Origin of the sequence: Catalinimonas alkaloidigena, from assembly GCF_029504655.1 — a bacterium.
Classification (GTDB): Bacteria; Bacteroidota; Bacteroidia; order Cytophagales; family Cyclobacteriaceae; genus Catalinimonas; species Catalinimonas alkaloidigena.
Map to the genome: position 1 here is coordinate 7,137,581 of NZ_JAQFIL010000001.1, position 13,848 is coordinate 7,151,428.

Genomic DNA, 13,848 nt, shown 5'->3' on the forward strand with positions numbered 1-13,848 from the left:
GGATTGAATAATTAAACAACCATGAAGAATCAGATTGCTGCTCTCATCATTACAGCACTCCTATGCTGCCTCAGCTTTGAAACATTCGCACAAACTACTTACTATAGTCGACAAAGTGGTGCCTGGAATAACCCTGACACCTGGTCTACAGTTAGCCATGCAGGATTAGCTGCATCGCAGGTGCCGGGTACCAATGCTACAGATAGAGTGATTATCGCTGACGGAGATGTGGTAGATTATAACGCTTTTGCTAATAATGGTAATAGTGCGACCATTGCCTCTTTGACAATAGGAACAGCCGATGGAACGGGCAGCTTACGCTTTCCTTTCTCCAATTATAATGGTGGCGCAAACGGGAATCTGGATAGGCTGACTGATGGTAGCGGTTATACACTGACGGTTACAGAAGACGTAGTCATTGCAGCAAATGGTAGCATACTTTCTGTAGAAGGAGGTAGTGGATCCCCTGTAATGAACGGAGCTGCTCGTAACGAGGACCATTTTTTTAATGTTCAGGGAAATCTTAGCAATGCAGGTACAATTGATCTGGAGGGCAGCAGTAACAACCAAAGAGTTGATTTAACGCTTGAAGGCTCTGACAACCAAAGCATATCAGGAGAAGGTATATGGGATACCTATAATGTTACTTATAATAATAGCGGTGCTTATCCAAATAATCAGATCGAAAACCAGTCCATAGCCTTTACCAACTCAGTAGAAGCAGGGCGTTCAAGTTTCACCCAGGGCACTTATGTGCATAACAATAGTGGAACTTACAATAACAGAGACAACAACAATACGACTTATACAAATACCTCATTCCATATTAATGATGGTATCTTCAATATGATCATTAACCACACCAGTGACCGTAGTGTAAGCATTGTTGGTGGTAATATTGAAATTACCGGAGGGCAGTTCAATGGTGGTCATGGAGGAGTAGGTAGTGGATTGGCTACTAATATCACAATAGATGGTAATGTAAACGTTTCAGGCAGTGGTATTTTTAATCTTGGTGATGGTGACCCGGCTACTACTACTACCCCCACAGACGGAACGCTTACAATTGGAGGTAGTGCTTCTGCAATTAATGCGACTACCCTCTATACCCACGACCTGACACTGAATTCAGGTGCGAATCTAAGTATAGAAAATGGTGCCATCTGCTCCGTAGGCAGTAGTAATAATAATAGTGGCGATTTAATGCTGGATGGCGTAAGTGGAAACGGCTCAGGCTTATCTATTAGTGGTATGACTACTCAACTTACTGTCTACAACAGAATATTTATAAGAGAAGACTGCTCATTGATCCAGAATACTGGTACGCTGGAGGTAACACCAAACTTTACCACTGGAGGTGACCCTGAATCCATTCAGATAGAAGGGGCAAATGCTTCTTTCACTATGCTGGATGGTACACTAAATGTGATGACGAGCATCACTGAAGCTAGTAATAATATTGATGCAATAATACTGGAAGCAGACAATGTTACGCTTGATATACAGGGAGGCTCAGTAACCATGGGCAATACTGTTAGTGGTAGAGGAAGGCTGAGGTTTAGGCAGGCGGCGGGTGAAACCGCTAATTTTACAGTTTCTGGCTCAGCTAATGTCATCGTAGCGGATGCTGTACAGAGAAATACGTCGGGTTCTATCTCTAATATCACACTCTCGGATAACGCTACATTTTTGGTAGGTACAGATAACGCCAGTGGAAATGTAGGCACATTTCTTCATGAAGGTACTTTGACCATCAATGATAATGCTATTGCCAGATTTGGAAATTTCGGAGACCTATATGATATCATAATCAATGGGAGTGGTACCTTAGAGACAGGAACAACAGAGGTAAGCGGAAAAGTAGATATTAATGGAGCATTTAACTACAGTAGCCCTACCGCAAGCTGTACCTTTTATAGCGGGATGGATATTGAAAGCGGAGCAAGTCTAAATATCTCCGGAGGGACCATTAATATCTTACCCGATCTGACTACTGTGGCTGATACAAGGCTACAGATACGAGGCGACTTATTAATGAATGGGGGGGTAATCAATCTGGGTGCAAGTATCACTGATATTACAAACGGAAACCTTTTGCAGGTATATGATGGCGGTACGTTTACTATCAATGCAGGTACGTTTAGTATGCTCGCCAGCCCTTCTTTGACCACAGTGGCTAATCGGAACCCCTTTAATATTACCAATGATGATGCGGGTGAAGATGCTACCCGAGGAGATGGTATCGTCAGTATTGGTGATGGTGCGGGAGGGAGTGGTACTGCCCGGCTAATCATCGCTCCCAATCTGGCTGCAGAATTACCCACACCTTCTACTCGCAACATATTTGATATGGATGGGGCAAATAGCGTGTTGACGATCAACACTGATGGATATTTACAGGTAGGTGGAGGTAATATCGGCAACTTAAGGTTAAATACTTCAGGAGCGCGCTTCTTGATGAATGGAGGTACTTGTGATATCACAGCATCGTTTACCCTAGATAATGGTACCGAATTACATATGAACGGAGGCACACTTAACGTAGGGACAGGAGATAGTAATGGAGCAAACCGCTTTGTCTTTGCCGGCAATCCTAGCGAGCAAACACGTTTGTTGTTAAGTGGAGGAACGATCAATGTAGGAGACGGAAATAGTGATTTCGTAGTAGGAAATAGTAACAATAATCCATCTTTCGGAAATGTAGCATTTCAAAGCCTGGAGATAAGTGGGGGGACATTTAACCTGAACGGAAGCTTCCTGTTTGATGATGCCAATGCACGTTTTGATATGAGTGGAGGTAATTTTAACATTAACCCTCGTGGAGACCAAAACACTCTGGCAGATGAACATATCTGTCATTTCAGGCGAGGGATTGTCGATTTCAGCAGCGGGCAGATTACCATCGTAAACCCCCATGAAAGCAGTGGTACAGGCTACGGACTAAACATTAATGACGCAGGTAACCCAAACGCAGGAGACCTGATTAGTGGAATGCCTTCAGGTACAACACCTACTGCTGCTAACTTTGGCGGAACTTTTCGCTTTGGGAACGGCTCTGCCGCGCTGGGGGGGTCGGAAGATGGATTTGATCTGTTGCTTTCTCCAGATCATACCTATGGCTCCTTCATTGTGAATAACCCCAGCGGGACTAACCGTCAGGTGGAAATAGTAAGTGGAGGTGAGGACTTTCTGATGAGTGGAAATCTGATTCTTTTTGCAGGATCTTTGGATATCAATGATAACACACTCAATCGCAATGCTACGGGTGGATCATTGACAATCAATCCCACTGGACATCTTGTAATTGGTAACAGTGATGGTGCGCACCATTTTCCCGGAAATAATACGCCCTTCAGTAGCTACGTATTAGGTGTAGGCAGTACAGTAACTTATGATGGAGCCGGTGATGCTGAGGTTAGTCTGCCGGGAACCGCGCAATTCTCTAACCTGATCATCTCCGGTACAGGGAATAAAACCCTTTCTACCCCTGAGACAGTCAGAAATATCCTTACTTTAGAAGGGAGCACATTTGTAAGTGGAAGCAAGCTCACGATGGCTTCGGGGTCTACTATTTTGCGTACCGGAACAGATCTTGCCGGTATCATAACAGGTAATGTGCAAGGAAGTAATCCATACACATTGGCTTATCAGGGTGTTTCCAAGACTACTCAGGGCGCTGAATGGTCGGGCAGTGGTTCAAAGTCCTTCACCATAACAATGGATGCTAGCCAAACACTTACCCTCCATACCCCCCTAACAGTGGGTGGTACTCTTACTTTGGCCAGTGGTATCCTCTCAGACAACGCTCATACCCTCACTGTGTACGGAAATGTTATAAATTCTGCTACGCATACTGGAGGAGGCAAAATACTTTTAAGTGCAAGTGCAGCAACACGTAATATCGGCGGGGATGGCAATGGAGTTTTTCAGAACCTGGAACTGAACGACACCAGAGGAGCAAATCTAACTGCAGCCCAGACGGTCAACGGAGTGCTTGCGCTTTCTGATGGAATTTTCAATGTTGATAATTATGCGCTGAATTTAGGCGCAAGTGCTACAGTAACAGGAGCCTTTAGCAGCAGTAATATGATACAGGTAAACCCTGGAGCGGGTGCAGCAGGTGTAGTCAAAGCATATAGCGGAGCGGGTACTTTTACCTGGCCGCTAGGGTCAAACAGCAAGTATACCCCCGTTACCATTCAGGTAATTAATGCAGCGGCAGGAGGTTCTATTACAGTGAATCCGGTAGATGCTGAGAATCCTTTCACTACAGATGCAGGGAACTTCTCATTGGATTATTACTGGATTGTAAGCCGTAGCGGCTTTGGCTCAGAAACTGCCAACCTGAGCTTTACTTATGATCAGTCTGATGCTGATGGCAGAGGAAATGAGGCTGGCTATGTCCCGGCTCGTTATGCGCCGACTACCTGGACCAATCTTAATAATGTAGCCCTGGTAGATGAAACAAATAATGTCATCAGCTTTAATAATGTAACCTATATCAACGGACAGTTTACCGCAGCAGAACCATCAGAGTTTGGTACTGTCCTTACCTATTACAGCAGAGCAGATGGCAACTGGAATACCGCTTCTTCCTGGTCAACTACTGCATTGGGAGGAGGAGCAGCTTTGACTATTCCGGGGAGCAGTACGCCGGTAATCATCGGAAACAATAATACTATTACTGTAGGAAATAACAATACAAATGCCCCGAGTGTAGAATTACAAAGTACAGGAACACTGGAAATTTCGGATGCTACTACCGGACATAGCTTTGGCACAGTGAGTGGAACAGGCACACTCCGTATCATAACAAATGATACCGATGCTACTCCTTTTCCAGGGGGGACTTACACTGAATTGCTCGGATCCTCGGGGGGTACCATTGAATATGGTGGAAGTGGTACTTATACAGCTTTGGCTGCTCCTTCATCTTTCCATAACCTTACTGTTTCCGGTACCGGTACAGTGAGCTTACCGGATGCAGCATTTGATATTGAGAGTGATCTATCTATTGAGGGAAGCGTCCAGCTATTGGTGAGTAATACTAGCAATGGTAATCTTGATATTGGGGGTAGCTTAAATACTTCTTCCGGCACTACGCTTAGCTTGAGGTCAGGAACAGCCAGAACAATTACGGTTGGCTCAGACATTACGAATGGGGGTACTTTTCATGTTACAGGTGGCGGTGTTAGTGCTCATACCTTAAGCATAGGCGGTGATCTGATAAACAATGGTGTATTTGATATGACCAGCACAGCTAACCATTATGGTAATGTAAGCTTCATCGGTTCAGAAAACGCCGTAATAGGAGGTTCGGGTGCTATAACCGAATTTTACCGTCTTATCATCAACAAAGGAACTTCATGGAGCAGTGAACTGGAAGTTACTGCAAGTAATTTCAGTATCAGCGGCCCTACGAATACAGTTAGCAAAGCCCTGCAATTACAAAATGGCACTCTCTTACTCAGTGCGCCTCATACAGTCACTTTAAGTACGGGTGGAGGACAATTCACCATCCCCTCTACAGCCGGATTGTGGATAAATGATGCCGGAGCTGAGGCTGAAATTACCTCTTCCTCTTCCAACCTTTTTCTGGAGGGACTTTTAAAGCTTACGGATGGTTCAATTAATATCGGAGATGATATCAGCGGTATAGATTTTAATGCTATCTACTACGCTACTGGAAATGCAATAATCAATGTTGAAGGAGGCACATTGACAGTAGGAGGAGAAATCCGGCCGAATCCTACTTCAGCAACATTAAGTTATATTCAATCAGGAGGCATTGTCAGGCTGGCAAACAACAGAAGTAGTACGGAAAGTATCAATAACAATTTTGAAGCTGATTTTTGTATAGAAACCGGCTCAGGTAGCAGTTTTAGCATGTCTGGAGGGCTATTGGAAATCGTGAGGAGAAATTCAGGAAACGATGGTAAAGCCATTAGAATCAATGCCGGAGTTACGCATAATGTAAGCGGAGGAACAGTAAGAATACTAAATTCCAGTACTGTATCCAATTTTGATGTGGGTATCACTTCGGCCGCTCCATTCTGGAATCTTAAAATTGGAGATGGCAATTCCTTTACAGAGCGAGTAGGCGCATCCAATGGTGGAGAGCAGGATCTAACGGTACTTAATGATCTAAACATCAATCTGGCAGGAGGAACTTTCAAACTGTATCAGGCGAATGCTTCAAACCCCACCAATAACGATATAAATCTGAATCTGGGGGGTAATTTTACCCTCACCAATGGTCGTTTTGAGGCTGGTGATCCCAGTATTGTTACCTTTAATGGCTCTGGCTTAGCAGGACAGTCTTCACCTCAGGTTGTAAGCGGGTCTCCTACTTTTTACAGTGTGAACATCAACAATACTAACGGCTCAGGAGGCATAGAACTGGCAGCTAACATTGATATTGAAGGAAATTGGACCTATACCACAGGGACACTGGATCAGAATGGGCAACTTATTAAGTTTGATGGGTCAGTCAGTCAACTAATCAATGGTAATGCGCTTAGCTTTGATGATATTGAAATTGACAATGCGGCAGGCGTAAGTCTAAGTGCCAGTCAGATGACGGTCAACAGTGATCTGAGTTTAACAGAAGGTATTCTTGATCTGGGAGTGAACAGGCTTTCCTTAGCGCCAACAGCTACAGTATCTACGTCTACAGTATTTGATAACAGCCGAATGATCATCACCAACGGGCAGGAAGCCGCATTAGGAGTAGAGAAATCATATGCAGTAAACATACCTTTCTTATTTCCTATCGGTACCGCCACAGCGTATACACCTGTCACGCTGGAGCTTACTAATCATGGGGTTAGCGGTGATGGTATTGTCAAAATTAAGCCCATAGCAAGTCGCCATCCTTTAGCACCGGCAAGTAGTGCGTTGAATTATTATTGGATCGCAGAGACTACAGGTTTTTGGCGTAGCACCAGAAATAGACCATAGCTATACCTACGTTCAATCAGATGTCGCGGGTACTGAGACATCTTATGAAGACGCTTATTTTGACGGTACTGACTGGCAGGCAGGAGTGGATACTAATGTGGATGAGAGCACAAATACTATTGTAGTATCAACAAGCGAGATGCTCAATCAGTATGCGTTTACTGCCGGAAGTAATTTTACCAGCCCTACCATTTATTACAGTCGTGCTGATGGTGCATGGGATGATATGCTAACCTGGTCTACAGATCCCTCAGGAGTGCCCATGGCTGACACAGTTCCGTCTGCTAATAATCCAGTGATTATTCAATTCGGGCATACGGTAACTATTCCTGCTACTACCCATGTATATGCGGCGAATACAAGCATTGAGAATAACGGAGAATTGGTTATAGAAGAAATTAATGGTGATACTTATGTCGCTATTGGAACAGTGGGTGGTACAGGCACACTTAAGTTTTCCGTAGATAACGTTCCGGATATTCCAACACTGGATAACGACTTTGTGAATTCAGGAGGGGGAACGGTAGAATACGAATTTATTTCTACCAGAGATGAGGATCTACCAGACACACAAACAGTTTACAATCATTTGATTATTGATCATCAGGGAGGCAATGATGAAGCGCGGATGACTACCAATTATACCATCAACGGTAATCTGAGTGTTGTATCAGGAAGGCTAGATCTAAACAGCCATAGTTGTGACCGTAGCACCACTGGGGGAACTTTTACTATGGTAGGCGGTACAGAGCTTTGGGTAGAAGGAAGTGATAATTTTCCTGTGAATTACTCAACCTACAGTTTGGACCCAAGCAGCACAGTACGTTATCGCTATAATAATAATGTTCAATTCATATCAGATTTAGGTGGGGCCAGTTATGGGAATATTAATTTTGAGAGAACTGGAGGTACATTAGCACCTAAACACCTCAGCGGAGATATTCATGTAAGTGGTAAGCTGGATATATTCTCAAGAGTAGAGCTTCACACGAATGATCATGACATATTCCTGGCTGGAGAATGGGAAAGGGATGCCAGAAATAATAGTGCTTTTGTTCCTGGTGAGGGAACGGTAACCTTTAACGGAAGTATACTTCAGGAGATAGATATTGTAGGAGAAGATGACTCGGAAACTTTCGGAAATATTATCATTGACAATGCCGCAGGTGTAGAGGTGAATACCACCAGCTCCGTGTTGACTTATCTTGATATTGAAGAAAATTTGACAATAAGACAAGGTAGTCTGAATATGAATGGTCAACCCCTCAATTTATCAGGAGACTTGATTAACAATAGCAGCAGCACTGCACCTGTCACAAATACAAGCATTGTTTCTTTTAACAGTACGGCTGCTGATCAGGCTATCGGAGGAAGTAATGGTGTAGTGCTGGAAGATATTATTTTGGAGAAAGCTCAAGGGACTAGCTTAATTCTTGATACATTACTGACCATTAATGGAACCCTTAACTGGAGTAATGAAGGAACGATCTCATTAGTAAATGATGCCCTTAGCTTTGGTCCTTCCTCTGATATTAACGGTTCTTTTGGAATTAACCGTATGATTGTTACAACGGGTACTACCAATGGACCGGAGGTCGTTAAGCAAGGAAATACAAATGCGGATAGTTACGATTTTACTTTTCCGTTAGGAGTTAGCGGACGCTATACCCCGCTAGTAGTAGATGCTACAGCCATAAGCGGTAGTGGAAGTATCGCAGTGCGTTCAGTTACAGGGAATACCAATGGCAATTTTACACTGCTGGAAGCTGGACGTGCTATTGACCGCTTTTTTAGCTTGAACCTAACAGGTATTTCCAGCCTTCGTGCTGCTCTTGACTTTACATATGCTGATACAGATGTACAAGGGAGTGAGATCAATTATCTTTCCTGGGTGTATGAAGGCAGCCCGATTACTACAGAAGCCAGTAATGGCTTTGTAACGGCAGCCGCCAATACATTTGGTTCAACGGATGTCACTATCACAAATGCAGCAACAGAATGGATCGCTGCGGAGGCAGGGGCATTCTTCCCTAAGCTTTATAGTATAGCCAGTGATGACTGGAACGTAGCTACTACCTGGAATACAGCCATTGATGGTAGCGGTAGCAATGCTATTCCTACCCAATATAATGATGTGGAAATTCAAAGTGGAGATGTCATTACAGTAGGCAGCAATGCTTCAGTAGCTTCTATGCAGTTAGACGGTCAGTTGGAAATCACCAGCGCTGCCTCAGGCTATGATTTAGGTGTGCTTACTGGTAGCGGTAAGCTGACCCTAAATTCAGGTGAGTTACCCACCTATAATGCTTTGGGCAGTACGCTCTTTGATAATGGGACAATAGAATATAGCGGAGGAGGAGATTATAATTTGCCAGACTCACGTACCCAGTACAAAAACCTTGAAATAAGCGGAGGGGGGACCAAAACGATGCTTACCAATATTACAGTATTGAATGACCTTACCATTGATGCAGCAACGCTGGATGCTCATAGTACAAACAACTATAACCTTTCCCTGGGGGGAAGCCTAAGCTTGCAAAACAGTGGTAATTTTGAACCGCATAACGGAGAATTCGCACTGATAGGAAGTAGTGCTCAGTCTGTCCCTTCAGGTATCAGCTTCAATAATCTTCGTTTTGACAATGTAGGAACAAAAAGCATTAATACAGCGGGGACCCTTACGGTGAACAACTTCAGAATCCTGGCTTCCTCAGGACAGGTATCTTTCATAACACCTACGAATGTAGAGATCAGCGGTAACTGGAGTAATGCAGCCGGAGCCGCTGCTTACACTAATGTAGAAGATCTCGATCTGAGCGGCTCAGCGAATCAAAATATTATTGGAACAAATACTTTCCATAATTTAACCATCAACAAAAGTGGCGCTGGCCCTGTCGTAACCGCTACCGGAACCATTACGCTTGATGATGGTAGTAATGGAGGGAGCATGACCATATCTGCTGACGATATCGTGAATGGCAGCGCCAATTATAATCTGTTGGGTGATTGGAGCAACAGTGGTTCGTTTTCTACCACCGGAACTGTCAATTTCAACGGAGCATTAGCACAAGATATCAGTGGAAATAACACTTTTGGGTCACTCATCATTGACAATGCTGTCGGGGTAAATATGGCTGATGATGTTATTACTACTATTAACAGCGATCTTACGGTTACCAGCGGTACTCCTTTAAATACCGGAGGAGGCACGGCTACTGTTGTTTTTGATGGAACAGGAGCACAAAACATCAATGGCTCGGTTACATTCAATAACCTGACTAAGCTCACAGGAACTATACTTACGCTTAGCGGAAGCAGTGTGGTGAATGGTGAACTGACTCTCGGCACTGGTGTGATTAATACCACAAACTCTGATATGCTAACGATTGGGACGAATGGGTCAGTGTCAGGGGGCTCCACTACAAGTTATATTGACGGGCCACTTCGACATCTAGAAAGCTCTACTGCGGCAAAAGTAAAGCGCTTTCCTTTTGGAAATAATGGTGTCTATCGCCCCATTACCCTGAACCTGGCACAAGCTGATGCCACCGAAAGAAGCTACACCGCTGTGCTGACCGAAGGGCCTCCTGCCAAGCGGACGCTACCTACTGTTCCCGAAAAACTCCTGCGGGTGTCTGGCGCAAGACACTATTCTATTACACAGTCGCCTGCAGCAGCGGTAAGCTCAGCTACAGTCACAATAGAATACAATGCGGATGATGAGGTGGACGATGGACCTGCATTACGCATTGCTAAGAGCGATGGCGCAGGAAACTGGGTGAATATCGGGGGGGGAGGAAGTAGCCCCGACCCAGCTGATCCAGGAGTTTTTACGAGCGGAATTATTACCTCCGGTACTTTCACTACCTTCAGTGATTTTGTGCTGGCATCATCTTCCGCGCCTAATAATCCATTACCCATAGAACTGCTGTATTTTGGTGGGCAGGTAGATGAAGAGCAGGTACACTTAATATTGGGCAACTGTCTGGGAGAATAACAATGATTACTTTGAGATTGAGCGCTCATCGAATGGTAAAAAATTCATGACAATAGGAAAAATTGCTGGTGCAGGAAATAGCACCGTAGAGCAACTGTATCAATTAGTAGATAAAGAGCCCCTACTCGGCTCTGCCTATTATCGTCTCAGGCAAACAGACTTTGATGGAGAGTCAACGTATTCCAAAATTATTCTGCTGACTTTTTATCCGGAGGCTAAGCACTACTCCGACTTGTCACCGAATCCGGTTGCTGGAGGAAAAACAGTGTTGAGACTTGGTGGAATGCAAGCCGGCACTAAAGTTCGGGTGTCTCTCGTTCATATGTCGGGTAAAATTATTCGTCGGTTTGAAGTCTCTGCAAATCAGATAGGAGCAGTGGAATGGGAAATGAGTGGGCTGGATAGCCTGGCTTCAGGAGTGTATAGCGTGCTTATCTCTACAGAACAGTTCAATGAAACTTTAAGGCTTATCATTCCTTAAGAAAGAAGCTTTAAGCTAGCGTATTCGCAACTTACTGGTTTTAGGGTTGATAAAAGCGAAAGATAATCTCCAGATATAGAGAGCGGGATATGGCTCCGGGATTAATACCGGCCACCCCTTCAGGAACTTTTACACCCCTTTCAGCAAAGTAATCTTTCCAAATCGGAAAAGTCTCCCCGGTATCGGGGTCAACATAGGTCATGGGTGCCAGAGGAAAAAGTGGCTTGCCCTGGTTGGCTCTTTTAAAAATTTCGTAGATCAGTTCAGAGCAATAGTAAGCCTCGTCACCATCTGTATAAATTTCGTCATAAGGATTGCCGAGCAGTGCGTGTGCCTGTATTAGCGCACTTGGTATAAGAGGCTGATATGCTGTCTTCAATCGCCCCACCATTATTTTGGGTTGGCCCTCATCATTTACATTACGTTGCAGAAAATTTTTCAGCGGTGTGGCTATTACTCCTTTGGAAACCGCTTCAATTACGTAGGTCTGATCATCCTGCATCACTACTATGCCCATATGTGAAAAGTCAGCGCCATCTACGCCTTCTGTTACTTTTTCTATAGATTCGCAATAAGGGCCACAGTCCAGATCTTGAAAAAGTAAATCACCATTTTGAGCTTTATAAGCACCTTGTGCATAAGCAGTATTGAGGATAAATACGGCAAATAAGCTCAACAATAATACTCTACACATGGCTATCTTTTTCTGAAAGGTATGCGATAATAAATGTAATAATCGAAACCGAAGTTAACCTCATCTTCTCCACTGCCAAAGCCGGGAATACGGTAGGGTACTAAAGAGCTGCGGTCTATATAGCGCTGCCCGAAACGATAGCGCATCGTATATCCTAAAAATATATTTTTGAACAAAGCTACTTTCACCCCGGCATTCATTTCTACCCAGCTTACGCTCAGGTTCTCATTGCTTTGTGTAATAGCAGTGGCCCCCCAGAAGTTATCAGGAGTACTGAAGCTGACCTGATCGTCAATGTTACTGAATGCATATTTTAGCCCAAAGTAGATGACATCGCCTATCGCGTCATAAGTGTTTTTCTGCTTATCTTTCAGCAGATTAACATCTATTCCCAGCTTATAATAATCTCCGCTGCTACGGTATTGGAAGGCCTCATTCTCTGCTACTCCCGCTTCACTTTGACGGTTGAGCTCAGCATGACCATATTCAGCAGAAAGCATAAAGCGCCCCATGGCCAGATCGGCCTGGAGGCCATAGTAAGTGCCTTCGTCATCTATAACTGTTTGTATTAGGCTGTTTACTGCCGGACCAACCCTTAAAGCAGCAGGAATAAGCGTGGACTGCATTTTTTCTCTCTCTACCGTATCGGCGGGCACATTAGTTTGTTGCTCTTGTGCCCACACATGGCTCAGGCTGAGGCAAAGGAATATGCTAAAAAAATATTTCAAGGTTAAGATTATTGTTAATGTTTAATTCTTCGGTATTTACCTCCACGTCCTGAAAATCATAGTCATCACTGTCAACATCCAGGCTGTTAACTCTGGTTTGAGGCAGGCAGTCGAATATCTGTACGGTATCTACAAAGTAAGAAACATTTAAACTACGACTGACAATTTCTCCTTCATCATTTTCAATCTCAAAGAAGAAGGTAGTGTTGTTGCGATTGGTATCCACAGGTAAGCGAATACGGTCAAGCGTATCACTCTCTTCCAAAATAACATTTCCCAGATCATCGGTAATGCTTGTAAATATGAGCGTATCTAATACATTGGTAGTCACCACCGGATCGGTACTGGTGGTGTCTATCCTATAAAAGCGAGCCCGTGCCAAATTGGTATATTCGTACTGACAGGTATAAATCCTGATATTAGGATTAGTAAAAAGATTAATATCAGGTTCCACGACCAATAATGAATCAAAGGCAGGATTAATGCTCCTGAGATTTACATAACGCTGTTCTACCCCACATTCGGGTGAAACCAGCTTTTGTTCCAGTTCATACGCCAGTACCAGGGTATCCGTTTGTAGTTCAGCAGCAGAATCTTCTTTCCAATTGACATAAAAGGTTACCTGATTGCCGGAAGGGTCTAGTGGAAGGGAAACCCTTCTCAGGGCAGTATCCTGCACATCAAGGTAAGCGCCATTGCTGGCCAGTATAGACGCTATGTAGAGCGTATCATTACGGGCATTGCTCCGGTCCAGCTTCAAAAACTCAACCCTGGCAGTGTCAAAAGTATCGGTGACACAACTGACGTTTTCGTCCAGGCAGGCAGTCATCGCCAGCGGCAGTAGGCACATCCAAAACAAAAAATGGCGAGGCAGGAATAAAAGTAGGTGCTTCATGTATAGAGAAACGTCTCAAATGCTGTGTAAAATATAGAATACTGGCAAACGAAAACGAAAAAAGCTTTGTTCACAAGTGTCTTTATGCATACG

Annotated in this window: 6 protein-coding genes; 3 read left to right on the forward strand and 3 right to left on the reverse strand. The window is 44.1% G+C overall.

Annotated elements, in window-relative coordinates; genetic code table 11:
• Positions 1-21: 21 nt before the first annotated feature.
• The 3 genes from OKW21_RS29015 (at position 22) to OKW21_RS29025 (ending at position 11,438) form a co-directional block, all read left to right on the forward strand.
• Positions 22-6,960: a beta strand repeat-containing protein gene (locus OKW21_RS29015; protein WP_277486620.1), complete on the forward strand. Its 6,939-nt coding sequence runs from the start codon at positions 22-24 to the stop codon at positions 6,958-6,960.
• Between the two features lie 85 nt (positions 6,961-7,045).
• Positions 7,046-10,957 carry a beta strand repeat-containing protein gene (locus OKW21_RS29020; RefSeq protein WP_277486622.1) on the forward strand — a complete coding sequence of 1,304 codons (3,912 nt, stop codon included), beginning with the start codon at positions 7,046-7,048 and terminating at the stop codon, positions 10,955-10,957.
• 46 nt (positions 10,958-11,003) lie between these two features.
• The gene (locus tag OKW21_RS29025; protein WP_277486624.1) at positions 11,004-11,438 is read left to right on the forward strand and encodes a T9SS type A sorting domain-containing protein; all 435 of its coding nucleotides are present in this window, start codon (positions 11,004-11,006) and stop codon (positions 11,436-11,438) included.
• 40 nt (positions 11,439-11,478) lie between these two features.
• On the opposite strand, the gene OKW21_RS29030 is transcribed toward OKW21_RS29025, so the two are convergent.
• The 3 genes from OKW21_RS29030 to OKW21_RS29040 are packed head-to-tail and all read right to left on the reverse strand — an operon-like array spanning position 11,479 to position 13,755.
• Positions 11,479-12,132: a YiiX/YebB-like N1pC/P60 family cysteine hydrolase gene (locus OKW21_RS29030; protein ID WP_277486626.1), complete on the reverse strand. Its 654-nt coding sequence runs from the start codon at positions 12,130-12,132 to the stop codon at positions 11,479-11,481.
• Between the two features lie 2 nt (positions 12,133-12,134).
• A complete protein-coding gene (locus tag OKW21_RS29035) occupies positions 12,135-12,860 on the reverse strand; it encodes a DUF6048 family protein (protein ID WP_277486629.1) in 726 nt (241 codons plus the stop codon).
• Entirely contained in the window at positions 12,844-13,755 is a 912-nt protein-coding gene (locus OKW21_RS29040) for a DUF6452 family protein (RefSeq protein ID WP_277486635.1), read from the reverse strand. The genes OKW21_RS29035 and OKW21_RS29040 overlap by 17 nt, the downstream gene beginning before the upstream one ends.
• Positions 13,756-13,848: the final 93 nt, after the last annotated feature.